14 protein-coding genes are annotated in these 15,405 nt (G+C 65.3%); 3 read left to right on the top strand and 11 right to left on the bottom strand.

The annotated features are described in order from the left end of the window. Positions 1-34: 34 nt before the first annotated feature. Positions 35-2,464, bottom strand: coding sequence for a glucose/quinate/shikimate family membrane-bound PQQ-dependent dehydrogenase (locus QRN25_RS04320; protein WP_285017643.1), 2,430 nt, complete (start codon positions 2,462-2,464; stop codon positions 35-37). 174 nt (positions 2,465-2,638) lie between these two features. On the opposite strand from QRN25_RS04320, the gene QRN25_RS04315 reads away from it, so the two are divergent. Beyond that, positions 2,639-3,955: an NAD(P)/FAD-dependent oxidoreductase gene (locus tag QRN25_RS04315; RefSeq protein ID WP_285017641.1), complete on the top strand. Its 1,317-nt coding sequence runs from the start codon at positions 2,639-2,641 to the stop codon at positions 3,953-3,955. On the opposite strand, the gene speD is transcribed toward QRN25_RS04315, so the two are convergent. Genes speD through QRN25_RS04275 form a run of 8 tightly spaced genes read right to left on the bottom strand, consistent with a single transcriptional unit; the run spans position 3,942 to position 10,787 of the window. Continuing rightward, positions 3,942-4,316 (bottom strand): adenosylmethionine decarboxylase, encoded by a 375-nt coding sequence (gene speD, locus QRN25_RS04310; RefSeq protein WP_502910417.1) that lies wholly within the window; start codon positions 4,314-4,316, stop codon positions 3,942-3,944. The genes QRN25_RS04315 and speD overlap by 14 nt on opposite strands. 1 nt (position 4,317) lies before the next feature. After that, positions 4,318-5,934 carry an NAD(P)-binding protein gene (locus QRN25_RS04305; RefSeq protein ID WP_271182773.1) on the bottom strand — a complete coding sequence of 539 codons (1,617 nt, stop codon included), beginning with the start codon at positions 5,932-5,934 and terminating at the stop codon, positions 4,318-4,320. After that, positions 5,924-7,474 (bottom strand): polyamine aminopropyltransferase, encoded by a 1,551-nt coding sequence (locus QRN25_RS04300; RefSeq protein WP_285017638.1) that lies wholly within the window; start codon positions 7,472-7,474, stop codon positions 5,924-5,926. Before QRN25_RS04300 ends, QRN25_RS04305 begins: the two co-directional genes overlap by 11 nt. A 5-nt stretch (positions 7,475-7,479) precedes the next feature. After that, the gene (locus QRN25_RS04295; RefSeq protein ID WP_271182775.1) at positions 7,480-7,689 is read right to left on the bottom strand and encodes a DUF350 domain-containing protein; all 210 of its coding nucleotides are present in this window, start codon (positions 7,687-7,689) and stop codon (positions 7,480-7,482) included. Positions 7,690-7,707: 18 nt separating this feature from the next. Next, positions 7,708-7,854, bottom strand: a complete 147-nt coding sequence (locus QRN25_RS04290) for a hypothetical protein (protein ID WP_271182776.1) — start codon at positions 7,852-7,854, stop codon at positions 7,708-7,710. Continuing rightward, on the bottom strand, positions 7,851-9,110 hold the full coding sequence (locus tag QRN25_RS04285; RefSeq protein WP_285017636.1) for a DUF4178 domain-containing protein: 1,260 nt from the start codon (positions 9,108-9,110) through the stop codon (positions 7,851-7,853). The genes QRN25_RS04290 and QRN25_RS04285 overlap by 4 nt, the downstream gene beginning before the upstream one ends. Next, positions 9,107-9,772, bottom strand: coding sequence for a DUF4178 domain-containing protein (locus QRN25_RS04280; protein ID WP_285017635.1), 666 nt, complete (start codon positions 9,770-9,772; stop codon positions 9,107-9,109). The genes QRN25_RS04285 and QRN25_RS04280 overlap by 4 nt, the downstream gene beginning before the upstream one ends. Before the next feature lie 19 nt (positions 9,773-9,791). Further along, positions 9,792-10,787 carry an SPFH domain-containing protein gene (locus QRN25_RS04275; protein WP_285017634.1) on the bottom strand — a complete coding sequence of 332 codons (996 nt, stop codon included), beginning with the start codon at positions 10,785-10,787 and terminating at the stop codon, positions 9,792-9,794. Positions 10,788-10,944: 157 nt separating this feature from the next. On the opposite strand from QRN25_RS04275, the gene QRN25_RS04270 reads away from it, so the two are divergent. Then, positions 10,945-11,244 (top strand): hypothetical protein, encoded by a 300-nt coding sequence (locus QRN25_RS04270; RefSeq protein WP_285017633.1) that lies wholly within the window; start codon positions 10,945-10,947, stop codon positions 11,242-11,244. A gap of 4 nt (positions 11,245-11,248) precedes the next feature. Here the strand turns inward: QRN25_RS04270 and QRN25_RS04265 are convergent, their stop codons facing one another. Further along, positions 11,249-12,190, bottom strand: coding sequence for an alpha/beta fold hydrolase (locus QRN25_RS04265; protein ID WP_285017632.1), 942 nt, complete (start codon positions 12,188-12,190; stop codon positions 11,249-11,251). Between the two features lie 202 nt (positions 12,191-12,392). Between QRN25_RS04265 and QRN25_RS04260 the strand changes: the two genes are divergently transcribed. Beyond that, a complete protein-coding gene (locus QRN25_RS04260) occupies positions 12,393-14,180 on the top strand; it encodes a sensor domain-containing diguanylate cyclase (protein ID WP_285017631.1) in 1,788 nt (595 codons plus the stop codon). Between the two features lie 6 nt (positions 14,181-14,186). Here the strand turns inward: QRN25_RS04260 and nhaA are convergent, their stop codons facing one another. Continuing rightward, a complete protein-coding gene (nhaA, locus tag QRN25_RS04255; RefSeq protein WP_285017630.1) occupies positions 14,187-15,365 on the bottom strand; it encodes a Na+/H+ antiporter NhaA in 1,179 nt (392 codons plus the stop codon). Positions 15,366-15,405: the final 40 nt, after the last annotated feature.

Raw genomic sequence — 15,405 nt, 5'->3', positions numbered from 1 at the left:
TGGGGGGCAGGCCACCGGCCCGCCCCCCATCAGGTCAGGGCAGCTTGTAAGCGACCACGTAGTCGCCGCGCTGCTTGGACTGTCGGGCACCACCGGCGGTGATGACGATGTACTGCTTGCCGGTCTTCGGCGACTTGTAGCTCATCGGTCCGCCCTGGCTGCCGACGGGCAGGCGACCCTTCCACAGCTCCTTGCCGCTGCCCGAATCGAAGGCGCGCAGGTAGAAGTCCTGGGTGCCGGCGATGAAGACGAGGCCGCCCTGCGTGGCGAGCGTGCCGCCCAGCGTCGGCATGCCGATCGGGATCGGCAGGCCCATGCGGATGCCCATCGGACCGGTGTCTTCCACGGTGCCGACCGGGACCTGCCACTTCACCTTGCGGGTGGTCATGTCGATGGCGGTCAGGGTGCCGAACGGCGGAGCCTGACACGGAATGCCCAGTGCCGAGAGGAAGCGGTCCTTGGTCACCGAGTAGGGCGTGCCCTTGAGCGGAACCGAGCCCATGCCGGTGTTGACGGCCTCGCCCGCGGCGCCGGCCTTGCCCTGCTGGGCCTTGGTCTGCGGGAACATCTGCACCCACAGGCCGAGGCGCATGTCGTTGGCGAAGACGGTATTGGTGGTGGGGTCGATCGACAGGCTGCCCCAGTTCATGCCGCCCAGCGAGCCGGGGAAGGCCAGCGACTTGTCCGTGCCCGGCGCGGTGTAGAGCCCTTCGTAGCGCATGCCCTTGAAGGCGATGCGGCACATCAGCTGGTCGAACGGGGTGGCGCCCCACATGTCAGCCTCGGTCAGCGTCTGCGCGCCGATCTGCGGCATCCCGACCGACCTGGGCTGGGTCGGCGAATAGGGCTCGCCGGGAATGTTGGCGGCCTTCACCGGGGTCTCGACGACCTTGGTGAGCGGCTGGCCGGTCTGGCGGTCTAGCACGTAGAGCTGGCCCGCCTTGGTGCCGATGACGACGGCGGGAACCTTGCCGCGACCCTTCACCGGGAAGTCGATCAGGCTGGGCTGCATCGGCAGGTCGAAGTCCCACAAGTCGTTGTGGACCGTCTGGTAGTGCCACTTCTCCTTGCCGGTGGTCGCGTCGAGGGCGAGCACCGAGGCGCCGTACTTGTGGTCGAGCGGGGTGCGCGGCACGCCGAACAGGTCGACCGACGAGCTGCCTACCGGCATGAACACGGTGTTGGACGCCGCATCATACGACATCGCCGACCACACGTTCGGGGTCGAACGGGTATAGGTCTGGCCCTTTGCGGGCATGCCGGTGATGGCGGGATTGCCCGGGTCGAAAGCCCAGCGCAGCTTGCCGGTGATGACGTCGAAGCCGCGGATGACGCCGCCGGGCATGTCGGTCTGGACGTTGTCCGCAACGCGGCCGCCGATGACGATGGTGGTGCCCGCCAGCGTCGGCGCGGCGGTCAGCTGGTATTGCGGATCGGGCGCATTGCCGAGGCCCGCGAGCAGATCGACGCGGCCATTGGTGCCGAAGCCGGTGCAGACCTTGCCGGTATCGGCGTCGAAGGCCATCAGCTTGCCGTCGATGGTGTTCATCAGGATGCGGCGTTCGCACGGCGCGCCTGCGGGCAGCGTCGCCGCCGTCACCGGGGTGGAGCCGGGCAGGCTCGGCTGTTGCAGCGGGGTCTTCGCATCGAAGTAGGCGAGGCCACGGCAGCGCATCCACACCGAGGCATGGGCATTGACTTCGGCCTTCCACTTCTGCTTGCCGGTGTCGGCATCGAGCGCGATGACGTTGTTGTGCGGGGTGCAGATGTAGACGGTGTCGCCCACCTGCAGCGGAGTGTCCTGGTCCTCGGCGCCGTTGCCGTCACTCTCGGCGACGTCGCCGGTGCGGTAGGTCCAGGCGACCTGCAGGTTCTTCACGTTGTCGCGGGTGATCTGGTCCAGCGCGACGAAGCGGCTGCCGTCGGCAGTGTTGCCGTAGGCTTCCCAGTTCTTCTGCTCACCGGCAGCATCGACCGGGGTGAGCGCCGCTTCGACGCCCGCGAAGGGCACGGTCGGATGCGGCGAGAACATCGCGGCGAAACCGGTTGCAGAGGCGATGCCGACGACGGCGGCAATGCCCAGTGCCGGGCGCCATGCCGGCGTCATGCCCTGCGCGCGGCGCATCAACGGCAGCGAGAGCGCCACGACCGTCATGCCTACGCCTAGCGCCAGAAGGCGCGAGATGAGCGGCCAGAACGCAAAGCCGACTTCCCACAGCGACCACAGGATCGTGGCCAGGAAGATCGCGCCGAACAGCAGGCCGCCGGTCGGACGCCGACGGGCTATGAGGAAGCCGGACACCACGAGCGCAAGTCCTGCGAACAGGAAGTAGAAGCTACCCCCCAGGCTCACGAGTCGCGCGCCGCCAACCACGAAGAAAAGGCCGGCGGCCAAGATCACTATACCGAGCACCGCCAGCCAGATCCGGCTGGCCAAGACGCCCCTTTTGTCTGAGCCGGACATGCGGCTTCTCCTTGAAATTCTTATCGATAGGACCGTTTGCCCACTGCAATCGCGACTGACGCCGGGTTACCCTGAAGCGAACGGGAAATCGGGCGGTGACACGGCCGTCCAACGTGTGTACCAATTAGTACATAACCTCTCGCGCGGCAAGATGCCCCGGATCAAGGACCAGACGTGCAATCTCAGAAGACCCAGATCGTGATCGTCGGTGGCGGTGCCGCCGGGCTGGAACTCGCCACTCGACTGGGAGCGCGATATGGTCGGCGGGACCACGATATCATTCTCGTGGATGAGAACCGCACGCACATCTGGAAGCCGTTGCTGCATGAGGTGGCCGCCGGTTCGCTCGATGCGAACCTCGACGAAGTCGGCTATCGCGGCCATTGCCACAAGTGGGGTTATCGTTACTTCAAGGGCACGCTGGCAGGCATCGACCGTACCGCGCAGCGCATTCATCTCGCCCCGATACTCGATGATCGGGGGCAGGAAGTCGTTGGTGAGCAGGAACTTCGCTACGATTATCTGGTGCTGGCCTATGGCTCGGTGACCAATGATTTCGGAACGCCCGGAGTGCGCGAGAACTGCATGTTCCTCGACCGCCGCGCCGATGCCGACCGCTTTCGCGATCGTTTGCTCGACCAGTGCCTCAGGGTTTCGCGTGCCATGTCTGCGGACGAAACCAGTGATGCGCGCGTGAAGGTATCGATTGTCGGCGGCGGTGCGACTGGTGTTGAACTGGCGGCGGAACTCTTCAATGCGGCAGACGCGCTGAGTCACTACGGGCTGGAGGTATTCGACCGGGGCCGCCTGAAGGTCACGTTGATCGAGGCCGGACCGCGAATCCTGCCCGCATTGCCTGAGCGGCTCGCCGAATCGGCGCGGGACGAATTGCAGAACCTCGGCGTACGCGTGCGCACCGCCACTCCCATCGTAGAAAGCACGGACAGCGGGATGATCACCGGCGAGGGCGAACTGATCGAAGCCGATCTTCAGGTATGGGCGGCGGGCGTCAAGGCCAAGCCGATATCGGGAGGGCTCGACGGCGTCGAAATGTCCCGTTCCGGCCAGATCGTGGTGACGCCCACGCTTCAGAGTGTAACCGACCCGAAGATATTCGCGCTGGGCGACTGTGCCTTTTGCATGCTGCCGGGTCGCGATCGCCCGATTCCGCCGCGCGCGCAGGCGGCGCACCAGATGGCGGCGACCGCGTTCGAGAATCTCAGGCGGTCGATGGACGGCCGACCCCTCAAGGATTTCGATTACAAGGATCGTGGCTCGCTGGTGTCATTGAGCCGATTTTCGACCGTGGGTACGTTGATGGGCAATCTCGTGGGCGGCCGAATGGCGGTGGAAGGCCGCCTTGCCCGAATGATCTACCTGTCATTGTACCGCATGCATCTCCTCGCGATCCACGGATGGATCAAGGGTTCAGCGCTTATCGCCGTAGGGCACGTCAACCGCGTAGTAAGGCCCCGCCTCAAGCTTCACTGAGCGTGGTATTCGGGCGGAGGCGGGAAATGAGTTGGCGTTCCCGCACCACGGCCCGGAAGCAAGCGCAGATGACGCGCAATGCGGCTTCGGGATCGGCCTCTTCCCCACACACGAAGAGGTCGACGGCGGCCAGCCCATCCTCGGGCCAGGTATGGATCGAGATATGGGATTCGGCGAGCAGCGCCACTCCGGTGACGCCCATCCCGGCGCCGAAGTGATGGAGCCTCACGTCCAGCACGGTCAATCGGGCTGCAACTGCGGCGTCGCGCAGAGCGGCTTCGACCCGCGCAAGGTCGTCAAGGCCCTCACCGGCGGCAAGATCGGCGATGAGATGGATGCTCGTTCCGGCACGGTGGACCATGTCAGGCGATGCTTTCGAACGCATGACCGAGGTGTGTCAGCGCCATCTCGGCGGCGGCGACACCGTGGTGGTGGGCTTCCTCGAACAGTGAAAGGCCGGATAGGTCCGAGTGGGCGAACAGTACCGGCGGATGCGCGGAGCGGGCGGCAAGCCGGGCCGGATCGGTGAGGAAACCCGGCGTCGGCCGGATCATGGCATGACCCCAGCGCCAGACATCTATCCGTTCGATCGCTCCGTCGAGGTCGGGATTCATGGCAAGCATATCGGCGCGCACGATCTCCTGCCAGCGTTCCAGCGAACGGGTCAGCATGATCTTGCGGGCGACCTGCGGCGTCTCACGCGATAGGGGCATGTACCATGTCAGAACTGTTGGCCCGAGCGCCGCGCTGGTGGTCTGGTGCGTGGCGACCACATAACCGAGCGCATCGCTGGCGGTGGACACGTTGTCCCAAGCCAGCGGCACGCCCTTGCCCTCGGGCGGGCGGGAAACGGTGACGTTGGCGACGACCCACGGAGCGTAGGACAAACCTCCGGGCGAGCATACACTTGGCGCAACGCGAGCCGCGACGAAATGCGGCATGGCCAGGATCGCGACTTTCGCGCGCAGGCGGCGACTGCGGCCTGCCGTATGATCGAAGACGTCCAGTTCGGCACGTCCTTCAGCCGTCACCGCCAAGCGGAACACGGTGTGTGCCGGGCGCAGGTTGGAATGGATGCGCGCTGCCATGAGGCTGGCGAGACGATCATTGCCTTCTGGCCAGGTGAGCTCGCGATCGCCATCGCCGTTGGCAGCCCATCCACGCCGTGCGGCGAAATAGTGTATGCCCGCCCATGCCGATACGTCTTCGGGCTCTGCGCCGTAATCGTCGCGGCAACAATACCGCAAGTATGCGCGAAGAGCGGGAGCCGTGAATCCTTCGGAATCGAGCCAGTCGGCGAAATTGAGGCGGTCGAGTGCAGTGAAGCGCGGATCTACACTCGACAGGACGGAAGGGATAGTGAAGGCGGGACGTCCATCCAGGCCGACCGCTCGGCGAAAATAATCCATGCTTTGGTCGAAGCGTTGGCGCTGCGCCTGCTGGCCGGAGGGCAGCCCGGACTGCGGGAACAGACCCTCCTGCCACTCACCCCGCCACAGAAGTCGCTCCTCAAGGTCGGCACAGAGTTGGTAAGGATCGTAGACCGGACCATCGGGCGCATCGCCGACGATCATCCCGAAGCTGCGCAACATGTAACGCAATGCTGCGGCATCGCGGTTGGGCACGGGAAGGTAATGCGCGCCCAGTGGGTAGGCACTGACTGCATTGCGGCCTGAGCGGGCATTCCCGCCTGTGCGGTCCTCCAGTTCGAACAGCGTGAAGTTCGCAAATCCGGCGTCAGCAAGTCGCCAGCCGGTGGCCAGCCCCGCGACGCCGCCGCCTGCGATCACTACGTCGATGTCCTGCACGGGGCCGTCGGGCGCGGGAAAAGAACCGTCGCGCAGCCGGTGGCCGCGTCGCCAGTCGGCACCATCGAGCATCCCGGCCATCGTAGGTTGAACGCAGCCCCCCAACAGCGAGGCGCCAGCCGCAGCCGACCCGCCCGCGAGGATCGTGCGTCGGCTCGTCTCAGCCTTCATAATTGCCCCACTCGCGCGTGAAACTGCGTACCAGCGCTTGGTTATCGAGCCGGTTCACCGGAGTTGGGCGGCGCGCCATGTCGGGGGGAAAGTCGAACATTGCCCGTTCGCTCGAGGGGGTCAGGAATCGTAAGTTCTGCGGCAATCTTGTCGCCTTGGCGAAGGGGCGATGCGCAGCAAGGGTGAAACCCCACTCGCCGAAGCTGGGAACGTAGGCGTGGTAGCCCCTGGCATGCAATCCGGCGGACTCCAGGGTGGTCGCGACGGTCCAGTAGGATTCTGGCGCGACCAGAGGCGAGGTGCTCTGCACTGTCATCACCCCCTCGGGCGCGAGAAGGCGGGCGACTTCGCGGTAGAAGCTCTCCGTATAGAGCTTGCCCAGTGAAAACTCGGTCGGGTCGGGAAAGTCGACGATGACCGCGTCGTAGCTGCCGCGCGCCTCGCGCACCCAGCGGAATGCGTCGGTATTGTGGATGCGCATTCGGGGGGAGGACAAGGAGTCGGCGTTGAGGGCGGCCAGTTGCGGCGTGTCGCGGAACAGGCGTGTCATCTCGGGGTCGAGATCGACGAGAGTGACCTGACGCACGCGCGGGTCGCGCAGGACTTCGCGCGCGGCAAGGCCGTCGCCACCACCAAGGATCAGCACCGTATCGGGGCGGGCGACGCGGCCCAGTACCGGCCAGACCAGCGCCTCATGATAGCGGTACTCATCACGGGTTGAGAACTGCAGGTTGCCGTTGAGATAGAGGCGCAGGTCTTCTCCCCGGCGGGTCAGGACCATACGCTGATAAGGGGTTGAACGGGCGTAGATGACCGGCTCGCCATAGAAGGCGACCTCGGACCAGCGCTGCATGCGGTCTGCCGCGACAAGGCCGGCGATGAGACTGGCGGCCACGACCAGCGCGGCGATCACGTCCACCGCAACCCGGCGCTGGCGGCGCAGCGCGACCAGCAATGCAAGGGCGACCACGACGTTGGCGAGGCCGAACACGAAGCCGGTGCGCATCATGCCCAGCCAAGGCACCAGCACCAGCGGGAACAGCAACGAGGCGATCAGCGCGCCGACATAGTCGTATGTGAGGACGTTGGAGACCAGTTCACGGAAGGCGAAGCGATGCCGCAGAATGCGGATGAGGAGGGGGATCTCCAACCCGACCAGCACCCCAATCGCCAGCACTAGCGCGTAGAGCGCGATGCGAAAGTCGCCAACCACCGGGAAGAGCAGGAAAAGGCCCGCAGCCGACCACCCTCCGAGCGCCGCGATCAGTATCTCCACCCGCACGAACACGCCCATCTCGTCGCGGCGGACGTGGCGGGAAAGCCAGCTGCCGACGCCCATGGCGAAAAGATACGTGCCGATTACTGTCGAAAACTGCGTGACGCTGTCGCCCAGCAGATAACTGGCGAGCGTGCCGGCAAGCAATTCGTAGATGAGTCCACACGTCGCGACCACCAGCACCGAGACGAGCAGGATCACCGCGAGTGAGGCGGGCGCGCGCTCTGCGCTGTCGACGGTGATGGCGGGCTCGGCCTCAGCCACAAGTATCAGCCATGGATGGCGGCGGCGATGATGTTGGAGATGCCGAGCGCGACCGCGCCCGCCAGCAGGGCAACCGCCATATTGCGCCGCTCGATGATCTCTCGCCACAACTCGCCGGGGGTCAGCTTGTCGACCAGCACGAAGCTGAACACGAATATCACGATGCCAAGCCCCGCATAGAGCAGGGTGGCGAGAAAGACCGAGAGTGTCAGCATGGGCCGTCTCCTTGAAGGTTACTTGTGCGTCGGGCCATACGAGCCGCCGGCGCGCATCGGGCGCTCCTCGTCCGAGAATGGCGACCAGGCATAGTACGAGGCGCTGAGGCACCCGGCCATGACCATCGCGATCCACAGCAGGAACAGGACGAGGCGCAGCGTCATCTGCCGTTCTCCTCGCGATATTGGCGCCATACCGCGATGCAGGGGAACGCGAAGAGCAGCACGGCAGCCGTCCACCAGTTGCCCCAGGGCAATGAGCCGGTCTCGGCCTCGATGGAAACGGTGACAGTTTCCGGCAGCGATGACCAGCCCGAGATCTGCGGTGGTGGGTCGCTTGGCCAGCCATGGGCGGAGGCATCGACGTAGAGATCGTAAGTGCCGCGCGGAACGCGGCCTAGCAGCGTCGTTCCTTTACGGCTTCCCTCGGTCCAGGATCCGTCGCTGTCGCGGCCGGAATAGTGCTCGACGATGCCGTAGCCGTCCATCGACTGCCCTGTGGCCCTATCGACGAGGCTATAGTCGAGGTCCACCCAACGGTTGTCGAAGTCGGTCCCGCGTGCGGTGACGGTAACGAACTGCCAGGGGCGCCGCACGGTCAGGGTTCCGATCCTGACCCCCTCCCGCGTGGCGGCGAAGGGGGCATCGATACTGGCGGAGGCGCGCTCCACCGGGCCGGAGATGAGCACCATCGCCAGCAGCAGTGCGACGATGGCCGCACAGGCGAGGCCGAACATCGTCGGCAGGTCGTTCGCCGTGCTGGACGAGGAGCCTGAAGACGGAGACGGTTCACGGACCGCTCGGTGTGCTTTCAGACGGCCGAGGCCGAAAGCCTGCGCGATGACGTCATCTTCCACCGGCACGAGTTGGGTCCAGTTGACCTCGCCGCCGCCCCCTTCGCGTGACAGCACGGTGTCGCCGCGTTCGTAGAGCATCGCTTCGACCGTGTCCCCTGCGCGGACGCGCCAGTAGAACTCGCCGAGAACGGCGGTCGTCTCGCTGGTCGATGCATCACCATCGCGGGTGAAGTGCTCGCCCCGCCAGGACACGGTGTCATCGTTCCCTTCGGGCAGGTCGAGCAACATGGTCCCGAACTGCCACTCACAATCGCTCAGGACCAGCCAGCGGTAGCCCGCATAAGGGTTGAAGAGCAGGTATTCCTCCCAGGAATACCCCAAATCTCGCCGCCGGAGCGCACCTACGGTCTCCCATTCGACGTCGAACAGCGTGCCCCGCGCGCCGGGAGCCAGACGGAAGCCCTTGGCGGCCTTGTCGTGGGCCTCGATCAGAACGACTTCCGGGCGTGAGACGTCCAGCAGCGAGCCGCAGTAGGCACAGGCTAGGTTCACGCTGAAACCCGCCGCGCGAACTTCCAGTGCGCCGCCGCAGTTGGGGCAGGCGATGTTGCGCACGGCGTTCATCGTGTCAGCTCGCGGGGAATGCTCCAGCCCTCGATCGTGCGCAGGTTCGCCGGGGCGAGCGAGGCAAGGTCGCTATAGTAGCCAAGCCAGACCGAAGCCCCGCGCGCGTCGCGCTGCAGACTGACTGCCTCGCGATTGGGACCGCGAAAGTCGATGTTCGTCATCGAGCGCCCGGGCAGGGTCGGAAACGGGAGTTCACCCTCGCTGCCGAGGCACCGGGCTTCCTTGCGGTCGATTGCGACGAGGGTGATGCCCTCGACCGTCAGCCGTGCGCCGACCGCGATCTCTCCACCTGTCGCAAAGCCTTGTATCATCGGAAGTTCGCGGAGGTCGGCGCGCGCGGCGGTCAGCATGAAGGCGCCCATGGCCTCGCCCAGCCAGCGTTCGCTGCCGTCGCCGCCGTCAAGCAGCCATTCGTTCCACGATCCGTTGTCCCACCCCCAGCGCACGCGGCCGACGACGGTGAGCGTCAGTCCCTCGACCCGCAGACTCGTGCCCAGCTGAATCGGTGATACGTCGGGCGGCAGGACCGCGACCTTGCCGATGTCCTGCAGTTCCAGCCCGTCACGAAGGAGGAGCGACTGGCAATAGGCGCAAGTCGAATAGGGCAGTGCAGCGCTACGCATGGGCAGCAGCGCGCCGCAGGAAGGGCAGTTGCTCACGTCTCCCCCCGAAGGCGTGTCAGCGGATGCGGGAGAGAAGCTCGGCCTTCTTGGCGTCGAACTCCTCCTGGCTGAGTGCACCCAGCGTCACCAGCTTGTGAAGCTTTTCGATCGTGGCGATCGGATCTTCTTCGGTTGCCGGAGAGAAGGGGCCTGCTGCACTCTGCGAACCGAGCCCCTGCGCCATGGCGCCGCCAAGCACTGTCGCCGCTGCCACGCCTGCGCCGATCCCGGCTACCGAGCCGCCCTCCTGCCCGGCAGCGGCCTCGATAGCTTCAGCAGCCTGGAAGCGGGTATAATTGCTCAGATCGCCCAGCACCCGCATCGAAGAGCCCTTGTCGAGATGGGCTTGCACTTCTTCGGGAAGCGAAATGCTTTCGACATAGAACGAAAGGCACGTCAGGCCCCATTGCGAGAAGGCCTTGTCGACCTCGACGCGGATGCGCTCTGACAGCGCCTGCTGGTTCGCCGCAAGGTCGAGGAAGGGGACGCTGCCGCTGCCGAGCGCGGTAGCGATCGAGGTCTGGATCGCGGCGCGCAACTGCGGTTCGAGCGACGCAGCTGTCACGCTTTTCAGAGTGCCGAGGATACGGTCCACGAAAGGCTCTATGGCGGATATGCGGAACGAATAGGAGCCGAAAGCCCGCAGCCGCAAGGCGCCGAATTCCGCATCACGCACCGTCACCGGCTGCCCGGTGCCCCACTTGAGGCCCTGCTGCTCCTTAAACGACAGGAACACGACGTCCGACTTGAACGGAGAGCGGAAGCCCTTGTCCCAGTTCATCAGGCTGGTCAGCACCGGCAGGTTGGCGGTATCGAGACGGTGCAGGCCGGCATCGAAAGTGTCCGCCAGGTTGCCTTCATTGATGAACAGCGCTGTCTGGCCTTCGCGCACGGTCAGCTGCGCGCCGTTCTGGATCTCGCGATCCTCGAAAGGGACACGCCAGGCGAGGTCACCGGGCTGCTCCAGCCAGTCGATGACATCGACGAACTGCTTCTTCAGAAAACCGAACATTGGATCGCCCATTCCCGCCAGAGGGGCGCAGGGTATCTGCAGATCGTTGCGATGAAAAGGGAAATGGATACAGGCCATGAGCGGCTTGCGTTGAGCGGCCAAATCCCCGATTATGCTGCGATGCAAAAATGGTCGCCGGTGCAAAGAGCAAAGTGAAATGAGTGATCCGCGTTTGACGATAATGGAAGCGATCACGACGCGCAGGTTCGTGGAAGCGCGTTATAATGGTGCCGTGATCCGGCTTGCGCCCCATCTCATGTTCGAGCGCAGGGGCGACCTGTTCATCTGCGCGCTCAATCCGGAAAAGGCTATTCGCAGCGACGAGGAGCCGAAGCTCGGCCAGTTCAAGCTGGCCGGACTGGCCGATGCCACGTTGACTTCGGAGAGCTTCGAGCTTCTGCCCTCGTTCGAAGGCAGCGTCCCGCGCGAAGAAGACGTGGCGATCCTCTCCGCCTGACCGCTCAGGCGATCGAACGGAGGAAATCGGCGATCGCGGCTGACCACTGCTCGGGCTGCTGGTCGACGATGTCGATCCCGCCGCCCTGCAGTTCCACCAGCTTGAAGTCGGGGCGCATCTCCTTGGCCTTCAGGGCCGACTGGTAGAGCATGTCGCCGGTGTTGGCCAGCAACAGTGTGGGCTGGCGGATCTTCATCAGCGGCGCTTCCTGCCGATAGGTCAGGCCCGCGTTGTGGCCGTACCAGTAGGCACCCCGCTGGAACGCGAGCATCGCCTGAACGACGTAATCGCTGATGCGCTCCGGCCCGATCGTGCCCATCGCATAGCGTTCGCGCGCTTCAGCCAACTGGTTCATGTGCGCGGCATGAGGCAGCGCACGGAACGCCCGCTCGCGCCCGCCGATGTCGGCGATTAGGGCGGCCCGCTGCTCGTCGGGGATAAAGAGCGGACCGCAGATGACGTTGGCGGTGACACGCTCGGGGAACTGGATCGCCACCTCGTTGGTCACCAGCGCCCCAGTGTGATGGCCGACGATGGCCGCGCGTCGGATGCCGAGTGCGTCGAGCACGGCCGGAACCACAACTGCATAGTCGCTGACCTTGGGTTCGAAAGGCGGTCGGTCAGAAAGGCCAAAGCCGGGCAGATCGATCGCTATGGGGCGAAAGCCATGAGCAACCAGCGGGGCGAAGACGCGGTCGAACTGGTTGGCGGTCATCACCGCCTGGTGCAGCAGGACCAGCGGGCGTCCCTTCCCGGCATCCAGATAATGGATCTGGCCGTAGGGACCATCCACGTAGGCCCGGCGCATCTTAACATTGTTCGCGACAGTGGCCCTGGCGACCGGAGACCCGTCCGCTGCTATGGCAGGATGCGAAGCCATCGAGGCCGCCACCGCGCCCGTGCTCATCAATTGCATCGCCCGGCGACGCCCCAGCAACTCGTCCACGCAGATCTCCTGGCCCAACCCCGAGACGATCCCGGCGCCCGATGTCCTTGTCTGCCTTGCCTGTCGTCAAAGCTCCCGCGCCATCTGCGGTTTTCACCGCTCTTCGGCGAAAGGCGGTACACCGTGCTACACGTGCGAGCGCTGACGCCTGTGATGCCTACGTATTTACCGCGAATAAACCATGTTTCATTAGGCGAAGGTGATGGGTCACGAGTCGTATCGTCGCAACAGGTGGTATCCGGGTGAGGTGCTTGGCACCGCGCTCGCATACTTCGCGTGTGCGTCGCTAGCGCTCGTGCTGACCCGTTTCGACGGCGGCATCGCGGTGGTCTGGCTGGCGGGGTCGGTGCTGTTCGCCCGGCTCCAGGTCACGCCGCACAGGCGCTGGGCGCCACTGGCGTTCGTCTGCACGCCGCTGGCCATCTGTGCCTCCCAACTGTTCGGGTTCAAGGGACTGACCGGGGTTGGCCTGCCGCTGCTCTGCATCATCGAGGCGGTCGGCGCCGCGTGGCTTATGCGGAGGGTGTTTCCCCGGTTCGGTCGCTTCCAGTCGGTAGCGGAAGTGACGGCGTTCATCGTCGTCTGCGGGATCATGGTGCCCGCCGTTACGGCGCTTCTCGCAGCGGTCATGACCAGTGCGGTGCGTGACATCGGCTTCTGGTCGGCCTGGCGGGACTGGTATGCCGGGCATGCGCTGGGCTTCGTCGTCTTCGCGCCGCCGCTGCTGCTGTTCTTGCGTGGCGATGTCGCGCACTGGACGCGCACGGCGGGAACGCGCGTGCGCAAGCGGACGTTCGGACTGCTTGGCCTGGTCCTGCTCGCCTCGTTGGTGACATTCGGACAAAGCAGGATTCCCCTTGTCGTCGTCCCGTTCCTGCCGATGATCGCCGCGACGTTCAGGCTCGGCCGGTTCGGCGCGGTATCCTCCATCGTGATCGTGATCCTGGTGGGCCTTGGCTGTTCGCTGGCAGGGCTGGGGCCGACGGCGCTGCTTGCTGGCGGAATGGCGCTCAAGCTGCAGGTACTGCAGATCTATTTTGCGTCCATCGTCCTGCTGCTCCTGCCGCTTGCAGCGGAACTCTACGCGCGGCGGCGGATCGTCGAGCGCCTGCATGCCGCCGAAGCGTTGCACCGCCTTGTCCTCGACCGCATGAGCGACGTGGTACTGCGCGCCGGGATCGACGGCACGGTGCGCTACGCATCACCTTCGGTGGAGCGTGTCACCGGCTACCCGGCTATCGAACTTGGGGGACGGCCGCTGTTCAACCTCATCGTGCCGGACGATCTACCAATGGTGCTCGATACGCGCCGGGTGGTGCTGGCCGCGCCGGAGGAAAGTGCCATCGTCGAGTATCGCGTCATCCAGAAGAGCGGCGCGATCATATGGGTTGAGAGCCATGTGCGTGCGATGGTCGATGCCGACGGGAATGTCTCGGGCACCGTCAGTATCATCCGCGAGGTCACAGAGCGACGCCATATCGTCGAGGCTCTCAAGCAAAAGGCGATGACCGATCCGCTGACGGGCGCCTGCAATCGCCGTGCATTCGACGATGCGCTCGCCGCGCTGGTCGCATCTCCACCCATCGGTGCGGAAGCGGGCTGCCTCGCTGTCTTCGACCTCGACCATTTCAAGCGGATCAACGACGAATACGGCCATGCCGCCGGCGACGCGGTGCTGGTTCGTTTCGTGGCCATCGTCCGGGCCGCGGTGCGTGAGGGGGATCTCGTCGCGCGGCTTGGCGGCGAGGAATTCGCGGTGTTGCTGGCCGGGCTTTCAGTTGAGCGGGCGCAACAGGTGTGCGAGCGCATTCGCCTGCGCCTTGGCGCGGGGGGGGTGGAAACATCGTCGGGAAGCGTCATCGCCGCGACCGTGAGCGTCGGCATCGCTCCATTGTCGGTCGACAGCGATCCGGAGCGGATCGTTGCGGCCGCCGACATAGCGTTATATCGCGCGAAGCGGAGCGGGCGCAACCAGTCGGCTGCCGCCTGAGGCCCATTACCGGGCCGGGGATTCCCTGTCCGCAAATCTCAACAAGCCATAGCCCAGCAGACCGGACAGTAGGGATCCCGCAAGGATGCCGAGCTTCGCCTCGGACTGCAGCGCGGGCGCGTCGAGGAAGGCCAGAAGCGCGATGAACAGGCTCATGGTGAAGCCGATTCCGCACAACATGGCGACGCCCAGCATCTGCAGCCGGCTGGCATGGGCGGGCGCGTCTGCGAGACCGAGCCGCATGGCGATCATCGAGAGGCCGAAAACGCCCACGGGCTTGCCGATCAACAGCCCGACCGTCACACCCAGCGTTACCGGCGCGACCAGTGTTTCGGCAGGCAGGCCCAGCACCGGCACGCCCGCATTGGCGAGGGCGAAGAGCGGCACGATGAGGAAGCCGACAGGGACATGAAGCGCATGCTCCAGCCGGTGCAGCGGGCCGGTCGCGTCTCCGTCCGGATGGCTCGGCGTCACGTCCATCGGGATCGTCAGGGCAAGCGCGACACCCGCCAGCGTCGCATGGATGCCGGAACGGTAGGTTAGCACCCACAGCACGGCCCCCAGCAGCAGGTAGGGCAGGAGATGGCGCACCTTCATCCGGTTCAGGGCGATCAGGACGCCGAGCACGAGCGCTGCCCCCGCAAGGTCGGTCACCGAGATCGATGCGGTGTAGAACAGCGCGATGATGATCACCGCGCCGAGGTCGTCGATGATTGCCAGGGCTGCGAGGAAGACCCGCAGGGAGGCGGGCACCCGCTTGCCGAGCAGCGAAATCACGCCAAGCGCGAAGGCAATGTCGGTGGCGGCGGGAATGGCCCAGCCCTTCGCCGTGTCTCCGGTGTTGAAGGCGTAGAAGAGCAGCGCAGGCACCGCCATGCCGCCCAGCGCGGCAATACCGGGCAGCACCCGGCGCGACCATGACGAGAGCTGGCCGTCCAGCATCTCGCGCTTGATCTCCAGCCCGACCAGCAGAAAGAATATCGCCATCAGCCCGTCATTAATCCAGTGCGCCAGCGATAGCGGGCCGAGGCCAAGGTGGAGCACGTGCTCGTACCCGTGCGCCAGCGGCGAATTGGCGAGGAACAGGGCGATCGCGGCCATCGCCATCAGGAACAGGCCGGCGGATGACTGGCCGTCGAGAAACTGGCGAAGGGCGCTGGGGGTCTTGAGGCGGGAGAGGACCATAAGGGCTCCGGGCTTGGGGGCAAGTGCACCGGCGGCCCGA

This window comes from Novosphingobium sp. fls2-241-R2A-195 (genome assembly GCF_030209485.1).
Lineage (GTDB): Bacteria > Pseudomonadota > Alphaproteobacteria > Sphingomonadales > Sphingomonadaceae > Novosphingobium > Novosphingobium resinovorum.
This window is presented reverse-complemented; position numbering and strand designations above follow the sequence as displayed.

Excerpts from the sequence above, each read along its gene's own strand:
- QRN25_RS04270 (WP_285017633.1), top strand. The coding sequence starts at position 10,945 with ATGAGTGATCCGCGTTTGACGATAATGGAAGCGATCACGACGCGCAGG.
- QRN25_RS04260 (WP_285017631.1), top strand. The coding sequence starts at position 12,393 with ATGGGTCACGAGTCGTATCGTCGCAACAGGTGGTATCCGGGTGAGGTG.
- QRN25_RS04285 (WP_285017636.1), bottom strand. The coding sequence starts at position 9,110 with ATGAACGCCGTGCGCAACATCGCCTGCCCCAACTGCGGCGGCGCACTG.
- speD (WP_502910417.1), bottom strand. The coding sequence starts at position 4,316 with ATGGTCCACCGTGCCGGAACGAGCATCCATCTCATCGCCGATCTTGCC.
- nhaA (WP_285017630.1), bottom strand. The coding sequence starts at position 15,365 with ATGGTCCTCTCCCGCCTCAAGACCCCCAGCGCCCTTCGCCAGTTTCTC.
- QRN25_RS04320 (WP_285017643.1), bottom strand. The coding sequence starts at position 2,464 with ATGTCCGGCTCAGACAAAAGGGGCGTCTTGGCCAGCCGGATCTGGCTG.
- QRN25_RS04305 (WP_271182773.1), bottom strand. The coding sequence starts at position 5,934 with ATGAAGGCTGAGACGAGCCGACGCACGATCCTCGCGGGCGGGTCGGCT.
- QRN25_RS04275 (WP_285017634.1), bottom strand. The coding sequence starts at position 10,787 with ATGTTCGGTTTTCTGAAGAAGCAGTTCGTCGATGTCATCGACTGGCTG.
- QRN25_RS04290 (WP_271182776.1), bottom strand. The coding sequence starts at position 7,854 with ATGACGCTGCGCCTCGTCCTGTTCCTGCTGTGGATCGCGATGGTCATG.
- QRN25_RS04295 (WP_271182775.1), bottom strand. The coding sequence starts at position 7,689 with ATGCTGACACTCTCGGTCTTTCTCGCCACCCTGCTCTATGCGGGGCTT.